Origin of the sequence: Adlercreutzia equolifaciens DSM 19450, from assembly GCF_000478885.1 — a bacterium.
Classification (GTDB): domain Bacteria; phylum Actinomycetota; class Coriobacteriia; order Coriobacteriales; family Eggerthellaceae; genus Adlercreutzia; species Adlercreutzia equolifaciens.
In genome coordinates this window covers 2,119,990-2,135,472 of sequence record NC_022567.1, presented here as the reverse complement: position 1 = coordinate 2,135,472, position 15,483 = coordinate 2,119,990, and the positions used below count along the sequence as shown (strand labels likewise).

The window sequence follows — 15,483 nt, the reverse complement described above, 5'->3', positions numbered from 1 at the left end:
TTGCTTACATTTCTCTTAACTTGATTCCGTTTGCCGCGTGGGCACGGTATATTCGTTTCAATCGGCAAAGGAGGACGAGGCATGGGCACGTGGCTGAAGCGAATCGGGCTGGGCGTTCTGATGATTGCCATTTTCGGCACAGTGGCGGAGCGCCTCGGGCTGGATGCCTACGGAGTGTCCGCCGACCTGCGCCCCTACGCCGGGCAAGAGGCCCGCGAGGTGCTGGCCCGGAACAAGGATTTCCTCACAGCGATCATGCAGCCGTCCCCGACGTTTCTGGGCGACCCCGTCTCGCTTTCCGGAAGCGCCGCGGCCACCGAGGGGTGAGCTCAGCGACCTTTTGGCTCCTCAGCGCAGAGCCAATCAACGAGGCTGACGATTTCAATACCGGTGCCCGTGGTTCCCCAATGGAGCGAGTCGCGCGTGAGAATGATCTTCGGAAAGGAGTCGCGAACGGCTTCAAGGCTTCTCAGCTCCCGTTCGAGCGTGTCCCCTTCGACGACATTGCTGCTCACTTGCACATAGAGCCGCCCGCTGCTTCGATCGGCCACGAAATCCACTTCGCCAGAAGCACCAGCGCCCACGTGGATATCGTATCCGCGTCGCTTCAGCTCGCAGAACACGATGTTCTCCAGCTGGTATCCGATATCACGCGAGGTGAATCCGATTTCGCGATTTCGCAGACCGGTGTCGGGGGCGTACAGCTTCTGTAGCGGTTGGAGGACAGTCTTGCCCGCGATGCCCTCCTGCTCGCATTGCAGCACGAGGAAGGCTCGGCGCAGCGCGCTCAGGTAGGTATCGACGGTGGTGGGGTTGGTCTTTCGGCCCATGCTCGTGAGGGTGTCGGCGATCTTGCGAGCCGAGAAGAGGTTTCCCGATGTCGAGTATACGTAGCGGACGAGTTTTTCCAGAAGATCGATGTTGCGCAGATCGAATCGCTTGGCGACGTCGTTGAGGATGACCGTGTCGCGGATGGCTGTCAGCTCCTTCATGACGAACTCTTCTTTAAAACTTGTTTTGTCGAAGAGGCCGGGCATTCCCCCGAACCGAACGAAGCGCGCGAAGAGCTCGTCTCGCGAGAGCTCGCTCGAGCGAGGGTCGGCGACGCGCGAGAACTCCAAATATTCGGGAAAGGATAGGGGCCACACGGGCACTTCTATGTAGCGGCCAGAGAGGTACGTGACGAGATCGGATGAGAGTAGAAACGCGTTCGAGCCAGTGAGATAGATGTCCGCCGCCTGCTCGGTATGCAACCTGCGCACCGCTTTCTCCCAGCCGGCCACTTCCTGTACTTCGTCGAGGAAAACGTAGAGGGGGCTGCCTTGCTCGCGATCCGCGAGTGCGCGGCGAAGGAGATCGTCGAGCCAAGCGCTCGTCGGCTCGAGTGGCACATCGAAGCTGTCGAGTTTCTTGTAGAGGATGTTGCTTTCGGGGATGCCCTTCGCCCGCAGTCGATTCGCGAGCATGCGCAGCAGCGACGACTTCCCGCAGCGCCGAACGCCGCTGAGCACCTTGATGGGCGCGGTGTCCAAATACGAGTCGAGAAGGGCGTCGTAGGTCGGTCGGGGAATGAGGCCGTTTTCGATTTCTCTCATTGCTTGCTGCCTTTGCCTAGTGCTAATTACGTTTGTCACTTTAATATCTGGAACTAAAAGTGTCAATCGTAGTTTACACTATGCGATTAGAGGGGGTAGGGTGATAAGCGTATTTGACGATTAAGTCTGTCGAAGTTGCTGCGTCCATAGCTTCAAGGAAATCGTCGGCCTGGTCGAACGCTACGTGGGCGGCGTGAGTGGCGCTACGAGCACTCCGCGCTCTCCAGACGGTCGATGAGTTCCTGGCGGCCGCCGGTGATATCCATTTTGGCGTAGATGTGGCGCACATGGGTTTGCGCAGTGCTCTTGGCGATGAACAGCTCGTCGCAGATGTAGGGAATGGAGCGGCCGCGCAGAAGGAGCGCTGCCACCTCCACCTCACGCGGGGACAGGCCGTAAGTTGCGGCGGCGGCACGCAGCTTGGCGTCATCGGCGGTGGTCGGGATGTCATCGGGGCCCGTGCCGGCGTCGGCATTGCGGGAGCCGTCCGCGTCGCTGCGATCGCAGAGGCCGCTAGGGCCGCTGTGGTCGGCGGGGATGCCTCCCATGGCGACGGTCTCCTGGGCGTAGCGGGAGCCGTCGGTCATGTTCCACGCCAGAAGGACGAGCGCGAACAGCGACACGATGCTGACGGTGGCCAGGTATCCGAGGGCGATCGGCGCGCGATAGAAGGCCCATGTGGTCATCTCTCCGGCGACGATGCCCGCGAACACCAGCGCGAAGCCGAAGGCGACCGTGGGCAGCGGCAGCGCGCCCCAGCGTTGGCAGAGGTTCCCCAACACGATCCACAAATAGACGAGGAAGCAGCCGAAGCCTGCGAAGGCGATGGCCATGCAGAGCAAGGCGCCGCCCTCGCCGATGAAGGGAAGCAGCAGGAAGCCTGTGGCCACGAGGATGGTGGCGGGTCGGTAGGCGACGCGCGGGTTCTCGCGGCGAATGCGCTTCACCATGTAGAGCGTGATGGCGACCTCCGAAACGAGGAAGGCGCCCACGTTGGCAAGCCCAGGCAGCGCGGAGGCCATCCAGGTGCCCTCGATTTCGGGAAGGACGTGGCCGGCGAGTACGAACAGGGCGCCGTAGACGAGGCCGCTTCGCCAGGTGAGACCGCCCTCGAGAAACGTGGACGCGGTGGAGACCACCGGCGAGACGGCGACGAGCAGCACCCAGGCCACGGCGCATCCGCAGCCGACGGCCAAGCGCACATCGCAGCTTTCCTGAAAGTTGTCCCACCAGCGGGCGAACACGGCCACCACCTCCGGGGCCATAGTGTCACATCGGGGCTTTTCCCGTCAATCATCACTTTTTACCGATAGCCCTGACGTGGGAATACTCGTTTCGCACCGATAGACGGAAGTGCTTTTCGGGCCCATGATGGGAGCCATCGACCAACCGAAAAGGAGGGACATCATGACTACCGAGAACATGAAGCTGAGCCGCCGTGGCTTTTTGGGACTGGGAGCCGCTGCCACCGCTGCCGCAGCCGCGGCCGGGCTTGCGGGCTGCGCGCCCCGCACCATGGCCGAGACGGGGCCGGCCGAGCCTGAGGGCTATACGTGGGAGATTGCGCCCGAGCCCATCACCGAGGTAGATGCTACCGAGTCTGCCGACGTCGTCGTCATCGGCGGCGGCATGGCCGGTTTCTCGGCGGCCTGCTCGGCGGCCGAGAAGGACGCAAAGGTGGTGCTTCTGGAGAAGACCGGCGCGGGCCAGTTCCGCGGCATCGACTACGGCGCCATCGGCGGCAAGATCCAGCTGGAAGCCGGCATCGATTTGCGCGACCGCAAGCAGGACGTGCTGCAGGAGGTGCTGCGCTGGGGCGATCATCGGGGCGACTACCGCGTGGTAAAGGCCTGGGTCGACAACTCCGCCGAGGCACTCGATTGGGCTGCCGACATGCTGACGAGCCACGGCATCACCATCGCCCCTATGCCCATGGAGATGCAGGTCATTCCCGATGCCTGGTACGAGCACTACGCCACTGACGCCTTCCAAATCGTGCCCGACGACACGCTTATGGCCGAGGGCGGCGAGGCCGGCTACGAGCCCCCCTTCGCCATCGGTTGGGCCAAGGCGTTCACTGCCTATGCGGGCGAGCTCGGCGTCGACGTGCGCTTCAACACCGAGGCGCTACAGCTTGTGCGGGACGAGGTCGGCGCGGTGGCCGGCGTGGTTTGCGAGGGCGATGCGGGCGTCGTGCGCATCAATGCGAAATCGGTGGTGCTCGCCACCGGCGGCTACGGCAACGACGAGGAGATGATGGATGCCTTCATTCCCGGCCATGCCGAGGACGTCCACAACATCTCGACGCCGCCCCACAACACCGGCGACGGCATCCGCATGGGCGCCTGGGTGGGCGGTGCCATCGACGAGGCGCCCCACTGCCCCATGTACTTCGACGAGGGCGTGGAAGGCCTGGAGTACATGCCCTCCATCCCGCTGACGCGTCAGCCGTGGCTGTACCTGAACGACTTGGGCGAGCGCTTCTGCAGCGAGGACATGCCCTACGCCTTCGTCTGCCGCGCCCACAACGCCCAGCCGCGCCACATGAAATGGGTGTTCTGGGACAGCAAGTGGGAGACCGACGGCCCGGCAATGGGCATGGTGGTCTGCAAGGACTTCCGCTCGCCGCTGCACAACCCCGAGGAGATCCAGCAGTTCATCGAGGAGGGCACCATTCTTTCGGCCGACACCATCGACGGCCTGCTGGCGAAGATGGAGGGCATCGATGTGGAGACGGCCAAGGCGTCCATCGAGCGCTACAACGAGCTGTGCGCCGCCGGCATCGACGAGGACTTCGGGAAGCGCAAGCAGTGCCTAAGCTCGCTGACGGAGCCTCCCTTCTACGGCGTGCATTCCGGTACGACGCTTCTGGTGACCATGGGCGGCCTGAAGATCAACGAGAACCAGCAGGTCATCGATGCCGATGCCCATCCCATCGAGGGCCTGTGGGCCGCCGGTAACTGCTCCGGCAACTTCTTCTTTGGTGATTATCCCATCACCATCTCGGGCGTCAGCCACGGTCGCGCCTGCACCGGCGGTCGCCGCGCTGGCCAGTTCGCTGCCGACCGCGCCCTGGGAGCGTAGCGGCGCGACAGCGGGTTGTTTGCGCAAAGGTTGTCTGCCCGGGCTTTGTTCGTTGCGAATCACGCCCTCCCCTTAGGGCCCTCGTTTCGACGAGGGTCCCTTTGCGTTGCGGCAGCGCCGCGCCGTCCGGAGTCTGGCTCCTTGTCGATATGCTTACTCCGCCAAATCCTCCACGAAGCCGACGCGGTAGTTGCGGAAGATTACCTCGCCTTGCTCTTGGGTGGCGTCTAGGTCGACATCGGCTTCTATGCGGAAGTCGCCGGCGTCTTCCTCGTCCAGGAATATCTGGCGGACGTGCCAGGTGTGCGATTCCTGCTCGGGACCCTCATCGATCATCAGGTAGGCGGCGGATCGCGCGTCGCCGTCGAGGCGGATCTCGTTGTGCTCGGCGAAGTAGTCGTCCAAAGCCGCGTTCCACGCGCGCTCGCTCATGCCCCAGTCCTCGTCCAGGTTGCCCAGCTCGCGAGTGCGATCGAGTGCGGCCAGGCGCACGCGGGCGAAGAGCGCGTTGCGCACCATGACCTCCATGCCGTGACGGTCGGCCACCACGGCATCGGCTGCCTGCGGGGGCGCGCCGGCCTCGGGCAGCTCGCCGGCGCTCTCCCACGCGTCCACCAGCGACGAGTCGGTGGTGCGCACCATGAAGCCGAGCCAGGCGATGATATCGCGCAGTCGGTCGTCCAGCCGATCGGGCGGCAGGGTGCGCACGAGCACGCGGAAGGCGTCGGACAGGTAGCGCAGAAGCGTCCCCTCCGACTTCGCGATGCCGTAGCGGCCGATGTAGGTCTTGAAATCGCTCGCCGTCTCCACCATGTCGCGCAGCACGCTCTTCGGCAACAGCTCGTAATCGCGGGCCCACGGCACGCCCTGGCAGTACAGCTCGAAGGCGCGGGCGAGCAGCTCTTCCAAGGGCTTGGGGTAGGTGATCTCGGCCAGCCGCTCCAAGCGCTCCTCGTATTCCACGCCGTCGGCCTTCATCTCGGCCATGGCGGCGTCGCGCGCCTTGCGCTCCTGGGCCCGCAGCACCTTGGCGGGGTTTTCCAGGGTGGCCTCCACGAGTGAGATGACGTCCAGGGCGTAGTCGGGGCTTTCCGGATCCAGCAAGTCGAGCGCAGCCAGCAGGAAGGGCGAAAGGGGCTGATCCAGGGCGAAATCCTCGGGCAGTTCCACGGTAAGCTCGTAGGACGGCCGACCTTCGGCGTCCTCGCCGCGCACCACCACGCCTGCTTCCAAAAGCGTGGCGAATATCTCGTCGGCCCGCGCGTTCAGCTTGATCTTCTCCTCGGGGGTTTGGGCCGAATCAGCGATGAGCGTATGCACGTTGGCCCAGGCGTCGCCTCCGCGCGACACCACGGACAGCACCATGGAATGGGTGATGCGCATGCGGGGCGTCAGCTTCTCCGGCGGCTTCTCGATGAGGTGCTCGAAGGTCTGCTTGTTCCAGCTGACGAAGCCCTCGGGCGGCTGCTTTTTCTTCACGCGACGCTGCTTTTTCGGGTCGTCGCCGGCCTTGAGCATCGCCTTGTGGTTCTCGATCTCATGCTCGGGGGCCAGCGCCACCACCATGCCCTCGGTGTCGAAGCCGGCCCGTCCCGCGCGGCCCACGATCTGGTGGAACTCGCGGGAGCGCAAACGGCGCATCTTGGTGCCGTCGAACTTGGTGAGCTGGGTGAGCACCACCGTGTGGATGGGCACATTGATGCCGACGCCGAGCGTGTCGGTACCGCAGATGACTGGGAGCAGCCCCTGCTGGGCGAGGCGCTCCACGAGCAGGCGGTAGCGCGGCAGCATGCCAGCATGGTGTACGCCCACCCCGGCGGCGAGCAGCCGCTGCAAGATCTTGCCGAAGGGGGTGGTGAACTTCGTGCCCTTCATGGCCTGCTTGATTTCCTCGCGCTGGGCCTTGTCCGACACGCCGTAGCTGGCCAGCGCCCGGGCGTTCTTCAGCGCCTCGTCCTGGGAGAAATGCACGATGTACATCGGCGCCTCGCCGGCGCGCAGACCCAGCTCCACGGTGGCTTCCAGGGTTTCGAAGGTGTAGTCGTAGGACAGCGGCACGGGGCGGGGCGCGTCCGTCACGAGGTCGACGGGCCGCCCGGTGCGCTCCTCCAGGGCGGCGGCGATGTCGCTCACGTCACCGAGGGTGGCGCTCATCAGCAGGAACTGCGCGTTCGGCAGCGTGAGCAGCGGCACCTGCCAGGCCCAGCCGCGATCGGGGTCGGCGTAGAAGTGGAACTCGTCCATCACCACGCAGGCCACCTTCGACGCGGGGCCCTCGCGCAGGGCCTGGTTCGCGAGGATCTCCGCCGTGCAGCAGATGACCGGCGCCTCGGTGTTGATGGTGGAGTCTCCCGTGATCATGCCCACGTTCTCGCGGCCGAGGATGTCCACCATGTCGAAGAACTTCTCGGACACGAGCGCCTTGATGGGCGCCGTGTAGTAAGCGGTGCGCCCCGTGGCCACGGCCATGAAGCAGAGCCCCAGGGCCACCATGGACTTGCCGGAGCCTGTGGGCGTGCCCAGAATCACCGAGTCGCCCACGGCCAAGTCCATGAGCGCGTCCTCCTGATGGGGCCACAGCTCCATGCCGCGGGCGTCCACCCATTCCAAGAATACCTCCAGCGCCTCGTCGGGCGTGAGCACGTCGCCCTCACCGGTTTCGGCCCAGGGAAGGAGCCACCCCAGCGAGCCGGGCTCGAAGGGATCCACGGGTGCGATGGGGCTATCTGCGTCGGTGCGGGCGGCGCGCTCGGCGGGTTTCGCAGCTTCGGCGGCGATGTCCTCGGGCGTCTCGTAGACGCCCTCTTCGGCAGCGGCGGAGTTCTTGGCGGTGTCGGTCATAGGGTGTCCGTTCTAATGGCGCGATCGTTCGCCATCTATTATAAGTAAGACCCGCGTATCGAAGATGACGCATCGGCAGCGGTTCCCGTGGTGTAGTATAGGCGCTTACTGAAACAAGGAGCCGTTGGTGCGGAAGGCGGGTCGTGGGCAAGTTGGAGCCTTGCAGATCCGCCGTTCCGGAAGCGGCGTCCAGCGCGCAGGGATGCGCTTATGAGAGTTAGGGTGCAACGTGAAAAAGGGAAATGTGGCGGCGCTTCTGCCCATCGGGGTATTCCTCGTGCTGTATCTGGGGCTCGGCATTCTGTTCGAGTACGGCATGGGCATTTCCATGGGGTTCTACAACATCCCCATCGTGGTGATCTTTTTGGTGGCGCTTCTGGTGGCGTGCTTCCAGAATCGCAGCCTTTCCTTTGACGACAAGCTCGTCGTCATGGGCCGAGGTATCGGGGACAAGACCATCGTCACCATGATCCTCATCTTTATGGCGGCCGGCGTGTTCGTGGGCACGGTCGGGCGCGATTCCGCCGAGTCGGTGGCCTACCTCATGCTGTCGGTCATTCCCGCCGAGTACTCCGTGGCGGTGCTGTTCGTGGTGAGCTGCTTCGTGTCGCTTTCGATGGGCACGTCGGTGGGCACCATCACGCTCATCACGCCTATCGCCGTGGCGGTGGCGGCGGCCTCGGGGTTCAGCCTGCCGCTGTGTGTGGCCTCGGTCATGGGCGGTGCCATGTTCGGCGACAACCTGTCGTTCATCTCCGACACCACCATTGCCGCCTGCCAGGGACAAGGTTGCCAAATGAAGGACAAGTTCCGGGAGAACTTCAAGATCGCTTTGCCGGCGGCGCTGGTGACGCTGGTGATCATTCTGGTGCTGTCGCTGGGCACCGACATCTCCGGCACGGTGCAAAACGATTACAACCTGCTGGAGCTCATTCCGTACCTCATCGTTCTCGTGGGCGGCATCGTTGGCATCAACGTGTTCATCGTGCTTTTGCTGGGCATTCTGTCCGGCTCTATCATCGTGGTGGCCGAAGGCGCCGTGGCCGCTACCGATCTGCTCGGCAACATGGGCACCGGCGCCGCCGGCATGTTCGAGACGACTATGGTGGCGGTGCTCGTGAGTGCCATCTGCGCGCTCATTCGCGAGAACGGCGGCTTTGTTGCTCTGTTGAACGGCATCAAGCGCCTGTTCCGCAGCCGGAAGGGCGGCCAGCTCGGCATGGGGCTGCTCGTGGGCGCCATGGACATCGCCACCGCTAACAACACCGTGGCCATCGTGATGGCGAACCCCATCGCCCACGAGATGGCCGAGACGTACAACGTCTCAAGGCGCAAGACGGCCTCCATCCTGGACACGTTCTCCTGCGTATTCCAGGGAGTCATCCCCTACGGCGCCCAGATGCTCGTGGCCATCTCGGCCTGCACGGAGCTGGGCTTTCAGGTGTCGGCTTTCCAGATCATGCCGTTTCTGTTCTACCCGTTCTTCCTTCTGATAAGCTCGCTCGTGTTCATCTTCTTCGTGCCGGATGACCGCGGCTACGTACCCGACCATGCCGCCGCCCGCATGGAGGCGACGGTTGGCGCGGCGGAGGGGGCTGCGGGCGACAAGTAGGCCGGCCGGGTGTCGATGGGGCTTCGCATGCCAGAGCGGAAGCTGGCGAAATTTCGGCAATGAGCGGCGTAGCCTGCCGCCGGTAGGGTCGGTGCCAGCCAGGGCACCGGGCAGCTGAAGCGTCTACCACTCCTCTAGTTCGTAATAGCGCTTAAGGGCCACGCCTGCGGGGGTCACTTCGAAATCGGCCTGCCACAGCTCCACGCCGGCGGCGCGGCAGGCGTCCACGGTGGCGAGCACCTCCTCGTAGGTGGTGCCGTGGTAGAAGCGGAACCCGAAGTTGTCGTAGTAGAGGCAGTAGAGGATCGCGGCCCGTTCGTGGTCGGCCAGCGATGCGGCCAACTCGCGCAAATGGCGCAGGGAGCGCTCGGTGGAGCTGAAGGGCGCCTCGGGTAGGCGCGGCACGTAAGGCGGGATGTCCGTCTGCATCTGCACGAGCGGCGTCTTCACTTCCAGATACAAGTCGTCGTTCACGAGGAAATCGAGGCGCGAGTCGCCCAAGGGCACCTCGCGGCGCACCGTGCGAACGGGGCCGGTTATGGTCGCGAAAGCACCTTCGCGCAGGAAGTGCTCCACGTAGCGGTTCGACGCGTTCTGGTTGATGCCGATCCAATGCTTGTCGGGATCGTCCGGCTGCTGCAGCGAGTAGGCCTCCACCGTGAGCGGCATCTTGCGCTTGGGGCTGTGGGAGTCGGACACGAGGCACGGGCGCCCCGCCAGGTCCAGGCCGCCGATACGTGACACCGCCGGGCAATGGCAGCGCACGATGCCCGCAGGCTCGCCCTGTTCGTCGGCGGTTCCGAAGTCGACGTCCATGATGAACCGATTCGGCCGCGCGAGAATGACCCCCTCGCGCAGAGGCTCGGGGAATGGGAGAAAGACGTCCTGCTTTTTATCGCGTGGCTCCATGGGCTCCTTGCAAGAATTTTAGAAAAAATGGTCACAAAATCGAGTTCTGAACTCCTCGCGCGTCAGTGCCTAAGGCGAACGTGTCTGAATTAGTCGAATAGCATTAATTGCGACACTAATGGCTGTCCAGATTCACTGGATAGTAGGGCAAATCGCTGCTTTGGGAGTTCAAAACTCGACTTTGTGACCAAAAAGAGAAAAGTTTTTGCAAGCAGAAGGTTATGAGCTCTGCGCGTCGCGGTGGTGGGCTGCGGCGGCCAAGGCGTTGAACAGGCCGTGATGGCGGTCGAGGTATTCCGGATGCCACTGAACGCCCAGGAAGAAGGGCTTCGCGGGATCCTCCACAGCTTCCACCACCCGATCCTCGGAACGGGCGGCGACAAGCAGGGCGGGGGCCACGTGGTCGACGCCCTGGTGGTGCATGGAGTTCACCTCGAAATCCCCCGATGCGCTCACCACCGATTCCAGCAAGCTTCCCTTGGCGATGGTGACCTTGTGGGATATGCCGTAATAGGGCGGGTTCTGGCGATGCTGCTTTTCGGTGACGCCGCAGTTGTACAGGTCGCGGTAGAGGCTGCCGCCGAGGGCCACGTTCATGACCTGCATGCCGCGGCAGATGCCCAAGGTGGGCAGGCTGCGCTCGTGGGCGAGACGGGCGAGCTCCAGCTCGAAACCGTCGCGATCCTCGCAGACGGCGAGCAAGCCGTCCAGGCAGGGAATGGGCGGGCGTCCCGTGGCGGACAGCACGTCGCGACCGTCCAGGGACTCCACCGTTTCCACGGCCGAGGTGCCGTCCATGGCCTCTTCGAAGGTGCGGTCGGGCACATAATGGCCGCAGAAGGGAACTTTTGCTCCTGTGGAGCGGCAGTGGGAGGAGGAGCCGCAGCCCATGGCCGCAAGGTCATCCAGGCCCAGCGCATCGCGATTCTTGGCCGGGTCGGGCACGTAGTAGCGCGGATGCACGTCGCCGCCTCCGGTGATGAGCAGGCCGTCCACCAGCTCGATGACGTGGCGGGCGTGCTCTCGGTTTGCCTCGGCGCCCCCGGCGATGGGGGTGAGGAGAATGGGCACGGCCCCGGTAGCTGCCACGCGGTTGATGTATTCCACATTCACGCGCTGAAAGCCGTCGGCCTCGTTCAGCGTCGTCGTAATTCCAATGATCACGGGGTTGTTCCTTTTGTTGCTATCGCGGCGAGTTGGCAGTGCATGCGTTGCTTCTGCGGATGCGCTACCGTCTCGCCGAAACCACTTACCGCGTTAGAACATACCACCCCGCATGCCGTCCGACAATTGCCTATCTCACCGATGCACATCTCAAGGAATAAAAGGCTCGGAAAAAGCGGAGACACATTATTCGGTGGATTTTTCGATTGTTAGCAGAAAAAGGTTCTGAATGGGCGTGAGGATTAGCGGAAATAAGCGCAAAACGATAATTCATCGATTGCGATTCAGGAATGAGGGATTCTCGAGGCGCCGAGCAGCGAGTTCTATGGCTAACAAACGCAAAATCCGTCAAAATAATGAGAGCGAAGTTGCCCGGAGTGAGTTGGGCGTGCGGAAAGATTTGGAAGCGGGAGGGAAGGTCTATGCGGGCGGTAGTGCAGTGCGTGAGCGAGGCGTCGGTGACGGTGGAGGGGCGCGCGGTCGGTGCCATTGGGAAGGGGTACGCCATCCTTCTGGGTGTGGGCCATGGGGACACCGAGGCTGAGGCAGAGCGGCTGTGGCGCAAGATTGCCAAGATGCGCGTTTTCGAAGACGCCCAGGGCAAGACGAACCTGAGCTTGGCCGATGTGGGCGGGGAAGTGCTCGTGGTGAGCCAGTTCACGCTGTACGCGAACTGCCGCAAGGGGAACCGCCCCTCGTTCACGGACGCGGCCGACCCGGCCATCGCCCGGCGGCTGTACGAGTACTTCGCCGAGCTGGCCCGGACCGACGGCTTTACGGTGGCGACGGGCGAGTTCGGGGCCATGATGGACGTGGCGCTTGTGAACCACGGGCCCTTCACGGTGGTGCTGGATACGGATGCGCTTTAACGGGGCCGGCTCCGACCAAGAGGAGCCGCCCCCGTTGCGTGGGGTAATGGCGCGTTGCGCGGTTAGCCTTCGTCCACCACCAAGTCGACGAATTGGAAGGTGGTGCAGTCCACCAGGCCGCGATTGGTGAGGCGCAGTTCCGGCAGGCAGGCGAGCGGAATGAGCGCCATGGTCATGAAGGGGGAGGGCATGGTGCAGCCGATCTCGGCCCAGGTCTTTTCCAAATGGTGCACCTTCTCGCTCATGGCGGGGGCGTCCAGGTCGTTCATGAGGCCGGCGATGGGCAGCTCCACGAGGCCGAGCACCTCGCCGTCGGCCACGACGACCATGCCGCCGCCCACCTCGGCGAGTGTGTTGGCCGCCAGCGCCATGTCCGCATCGTTGGTGCCCACCACGAGCAGGTTGTGAGCGTCGTGGGCCACCGTGGAGGCCATGGCACCGCGCTTGATGCCGAAGCCCTTGGTGAACCCGACGCCGAAGGTTCCCGTCTCGTGATGGCGCTCGAAGACGAAGGTCTTCAGCACGTCCTGGTCAAGATCGCTTTCCAAGGCGCCGTCCGTCACGGTGAGCGCGGCGCGAACCTCGCGGTCGGGCACCGATCCGGGCAGTACCTCGATGACGCGCACGCATACCGCGTCACCCTCGGCGGTGTCGGCTGGCGCTTCCACGCGGAACGTCTCGGGCGCGATGGCGCACCCCAAATGCATGGAGTGGGTCACCCACGCCGGGTATTCGAAGGGCGCAAGCGGGAAGGTGCACGCGCCGTTTTCGGCCACGACCTCGCCGTCGATGAGCACGCGGGTGACGTTCAGGTCCTCCAGGTTGTCCAAAAACACGATGTCGGCGCACTTGCCCGGGGTGATGGAGCCCAGCTCGTTGTCCATGCGGAAGCAGGTGGCGGTGTTGATGGTCATCATCTGGATGGCGCGCACCACATCGATGCCGCATTCCACGGCCTTGCGCAGGATGTAGTCGAGGTGCCCGTTGGCCACGAGCGTGTGCGGGTGCGTGTCGTCGGAGATGAGGTTCGCGAAGCGCGTGTCGATGCCGGTCTCGGTGATGGCGGCCGCCAGGTTCGGCAGGTCGAGCCACGCCGAGCCGTAGCGCAGCTGGGCGTACTGCCCGAGGCGCATCTTGGCCAGCGCGTCCTCGGCGCGGGTCGACTCGTGGCAGCAGCGCACGCCGCTGGCGATATACGCGTTCAGCCCCTGGTCGGTCTCAGGAATGGAGTAGTGGCCCGTGACCACCTTGTCGGCGGCGAGGGTGGCGGCCAGCTCGCCGTGGGCGTGATCGGTGCCCGCCAGCACGCCGGGGAAGTTCATCATCTCGCCAAGGCCCACTACGCCGTCCCAGGTCATGGAATCGGCGATCTCTGCGGGGCCCACGGCAGCGCCGGTGTCCTCGAAGCCGGGCACCGCCGGCACGCAGGAAGGTGTGGTTACCATTGCCTTCAGCGGCGTGCGCGCGGCGTCCTCCATCATCACCTGCACGCCTTCAAGGCCGAGCACGTTGCACACCTCGTGCGGGTCCCAGTAAATGCCCACCGTGCCGTGGGGGATGACGGCGCGGGCGTACTCGCCGGCGCCGATCATGGAGGACTCCACGTGGATGTGCCCGTCCAGGAAGCCCGGCGCGATCACCTGGCCGGCAGCGTCAATGACGCGGGTGCCCTCGCCGATGCAATGGGCGGCGCTTTGGCCCACGTAGGCGATGCGGCCCTCCGCGATGGCCACTTCGATGTCGTCTTGCACTTCGACCGTGCACACGTTCACGAGCCGCGCGCCCGTGATCACCGTGTCGGCGGGTTGGCGGCCCTGGGCCACGGCGGCCAGGGTTTGCGTGCACTCCCAAAGCGGTTTCTTGCAGAAATGGTTCAGCATGGGCGCCTCCTTCAGCGCTAGACGAATGGTCGGCGTGCGCGGGCGTCGCGGCGTAGGCGACCGATCAAATAAGCGGCCGAAATGCCTGCCTGCGGCCGCAGCCGGCCTGATGGCGCCAGTGTACGCCCGCCGTCTTCCGAGAAGGTGTCAATGGCCGAGAATGCAGAAGGGCTTCACGGAGTTCCCTTTCCTTGGAGTTAGCTCTAAATGCTTTAATGGGGAAGCGGGGAATGAGAAGGTCGCGATAAGGCAAGACGGTCGAAGAAGAACGTCGCGGCAGCATAGGGTTTGCGAAGAAGAGAGGACGCGCCATGGAGTATCGGAAGTTGGGCCGAACGGGCCTGGAGGCGAGCGTTATCGGGTTCGGGGCCGAGTGGATCGGCAAGATGGAGCAGGCCGAGGTGAACGCCATGGCCGCCCGGGGCGCCGCGGCCGGCGTGAACATCGTGGACTGCTGGATGAGCGACCCGGCGGTGCGCTCGGCCCTCGGCGAGGCGCTTGAGCCGACGCGCGATCAGTGGATCATCCAGGGGCACATCGGCAGCACCTGGCAGGACGGCCAGTACGTGCGCACCCGCGAGCTGGACCAGGTGCGCCCGGCCTTCGAGGACTTGCTGGCGCGCCTGCGCACCGATCACGTCGAACTGGGCATGATCCACTACGTGGACGCCTGCGACGAGTTCCGCGCCATCATGGACGGCCCCTTCATCGAATACGTGCGCGAGCTTTTGACTGCGGGCAAGATCGGGCACATCGGCCTTTCCACCCACAACCCCGAGGTGGCGCTTCTGGCCTGCGACGAGCCGGAGATCGAGGTCATCATGTTCTCGCTGAACCCGGCCTTCGACATGATGCCGGCCTCCGAGGACTTGGAAGACTTGTTCGGCGACTACGAGAACGTGGCCGACGACGGCATCGAGCCCACGCGCGCCCGCCTGTACGCTCGCGCCGAGGAGACGGAGACGGCCCTCACGGTGATGAAGGGCTACGCGGGCGGGCGCCTGCTTTCCGCCGACGCGTCGCCCTTCGGGGTGGCGCTCACGCCGGTGCAGTGCATCCACTACGCGCTGACCCGCCCCGCTGTGGCGAGCGTCATGGTGGGCGTGGAAACCGTGGAGCAGTTGGAAGAGGCCCTGGCCTACGAGGGCGCCACCGCAGCCGAGCGCGACTACGCGAGCGTGCTGGCCGGGGCGCCCAAGCACGCCTACATGGGCCAGTGCACCTACTGCGGCCACTGCGCGCCGTGCACCGTGGGCATTAACATCGCACTTTCCAACAAGTTCGCCGACTTGGCCGAGATGGCGGGCGAGGTGCCCGCCTCGGTGGCGGCCCACTACAAGGCCATGGACGTCATGGCCGGCGCCTGCATCGCCTGCGGCGACTGCGAGCCCCGCTGCCCCTTCGACGTGCCGATCATCGAGCGCATGGAAAAGACGGAGGAGCTCTTCGGCTGCTAAACGAGCCGGCGAACTTCGGAGTCTTCAGCATTCGGGCGGGCTAATGCCACTTCGACGCAGAAATGGCCGATG

At 64.4% G+C, this 15,483-nt stretch carries 11 protein-coding genes; 5 read left to right on the top strand and 6 right to left on the bottom strand.

Annotated elements, in window-relative coordinates; all coding sequences use genetic code 11:
• The first annotated feature begins 81 nt into the window (after positions 1-81).
• On the top strand, positions 82-327 hold the full coding sequence (locus AEQU_RS08500; RefSeq protein ID WP_022740518.1) for a hypothetical protein: 246 nt from the start codon (positions 82-84) through the stop codon (positions 325-327).
• A 2-nt stretch (positions 328-329) separates the two neighbouring features.
• On the opposite strand, the gene AEQU_RS08495 is transcribed toward AEQU_RS08500, so the two are convergent.
• Both AEQU_RS08495 and AEQU_RS08490 read right to left on the bottom strand, forming a co-directional pair.
• On the bottom strand, positions 330-1,661 hold the full coding sequence (locus tag AEQU_RS08495; RefSeq protein ID WP_244874819.1) for an ATP-binding protein: 1,332 nt from the start codon (positions 1,659-1,661) through the stop codon (positions 330-332).
• Positions 1,662-1,798: 137 nt separating this feature from the next.
• Positions 1,799-2,860 carry a response regulator transcription factor gene (locus AEQU_RS08490; protein WP_022740516.1) on the bottom strand — a complete coding sequence of 354 codons (1,062 nt, stop codon included), beginning with the start codon at positions 2,858-2,860 and terminating at the stop codon, positions 1,799-1,801.
• A 142-nt stretch (positions 2,861-3,002) separates the two neighbouring features.
• Here AEQU_RS08490 and AEQU_RS08485 point away from each other — a divergent pair, with 142 nt between their 5' ends.
• Entirely contained in the window at positions 3,003-4,679 is a 1,677-nt protein-coding gene (locus AEQU_RS08485) for an FAD-dependent oxidoreductase (RefSeq protein WP_022740515.1), read from the top strand.
• 153 nt (positions 4,680-4,832) lie between these two features.
• Here AEQU_RS08485 and AEQU_RS08480 read toward each other — a convergent pair whose 3' ends face one another.
• A complete protein-coding gene (locus tag AEQU_RS08480; RefSeq protein ID WP_022740514.1) occupies positions 4,833-7,520 on the bottom strand; it encodes a DEAD/DEAH box helicase in 2,688 nt (895 codons plus the stop codon).
• A 229-nt stretch (positions 7,521-7,749) separates the two neighbouring features.
• On the opposite strand from AEQU_RS08480, the gene AEQU_RS08475 reads away from it, so the two are divergent.
• A complete protein-coding gene (locus AEQU_RS08475) occupies positions 7,750-9,132 on the top strand; it encodes a Na+/H+ antiporter NhaC family protein (RefSeq protein ID WP_022740513.1) in 1,383 nt (460 codons plus the stop codon).
• Positions 9,133-9,255: 123 nt separating this feature from the next.
• Here AEQU_RS08475 and AEQU_RS08470 read toward each other — a convergent pair whose 3' ends face one another.
• On the bottom strand, positions 9,256-10,041 hold the full coding sequence (locus AEQU_RS08470; RefSeq protein ID WP_022740512.1) for a DNA/RNA nuclease SfsA: 786 nt from the start codon (positions 10,039-10,041) through the stop codon (positions 9,256-9,258).
• A gap of 219 nt (positions 10,042-10,260) precedes the next feature.
• Positions 10,261-11,205, bottom strand: coding sequence for a gamma-glutamyl-gamma-aminobutyrate hydrolase family protein (locus AEQU_RS11925; protein WP_022740511.1), 945 nt, complete (start codon positions 11,203-11,205; stop codon positions 10,261-10,263).
• 422 nt (positions 11,206-11,627) lie between these two features.
• On the opposite strand from AEQU_RS11925, the gene dtd reads away from it, so the two are divergent.
• Entirely contained in the window at positions 11,628-12,074 is a 447-nt protein-coding gene (dtd, locus tag AEQU_RS08460) for a D-aminoacyl-tRNA deacylase (RefSeq protein WP_022740510.1), read from the top strand.
• A gap of 62 nt (positions 12,075-12,136) precedes the next feature.
• On the opposite strand, the gene ade is transcribed toward dtd, so the two are convergent.
• Positions 12,137-13,954 carry an adenine deaminase gene (gene ade / locus AEQU_RS08455; protein ID WP_022740509.1) on the bottom strand — a complete coding sequence of 606 codons (1,818 nt, stop codon included), beginning with the start codon at positions 13,952-13,954 and terminating at the stop codon, positions 12,137-12,139.
• 311 nt (positions 13,955-14,265) lie between these two features.
• On the opposite strand from ade, the gene AEQU_RS08450 reads away from it, so the two are divergent.
• Positions 14,266-15,411: an aldo/keto reductase gene (locus AEQU_RS08450; protein ID WP_022740508.1), complete on the top strand. Its 1,146-nt coding sequence runs from the start codon at positions 14,266-14,268 to the stop codon at positions 15,409-15,411.
• The last annotated feature ends 72 nt before the right edge of the window (positions 15,412-15,483 follow it).

Coding starts and splice junctions, on each gene's coding strand:
- AEQU_RS08500 (WP_022740518.1), top strand. CDS start 82: ATGGGCACGTGGCTGAAGCGAATCGGGCTGGGCGTTCTGATGATTGCC.
- AEQU_RS08490 (WP_022740516.1), bottom strand. CDS start 2,860: ATGGCCCCGGAGGTGGTGGCCGTGTTCGCCCGCTGGTGGGACAACTTT.
- AEQU_RS08485 (WP_022740515.1), top strand. CDS start 3,003: ATGACTACCGAGAACATGAAGCTGAGCCGCCGTGGCTTTTTGGGACTG.
- AEQU_RS08480 (WP_022740514.1), bottom strand. CDS start 7,520: ATGACCGACACCGCCAAGAACTCCGCCGCTGCCGAAGAGGGCGTCTAC.
- AEQU_RS08470 (WP_022740512.1), bottom strand. CDS start 10,041: ATGGAGCCACGCGATAAAAAGCAGGACGTCTTTCTCCCATTCCCCGAG.
- dtd (WP_022740510.1), top strand. CDS start 11,628: ATGCGGGCGGTAGTGCAGTGCGTGAGCGAGGCGTCGGTGACGGTGGAG.
- ade (WP_022740509.1), bottom strand. CDS start 13,954: ATGCTGAACCATTTCTGCAAGAAACCGCTTTGGGAGTGCACGCAAACC.
- AEQU_RS08450 (WP_022740508.1), top strand. CDS start 14,266: ATGGAGTATCGGAAGTTGGGCCGAACGGGCCTGGAGGCGAGCGTTATC.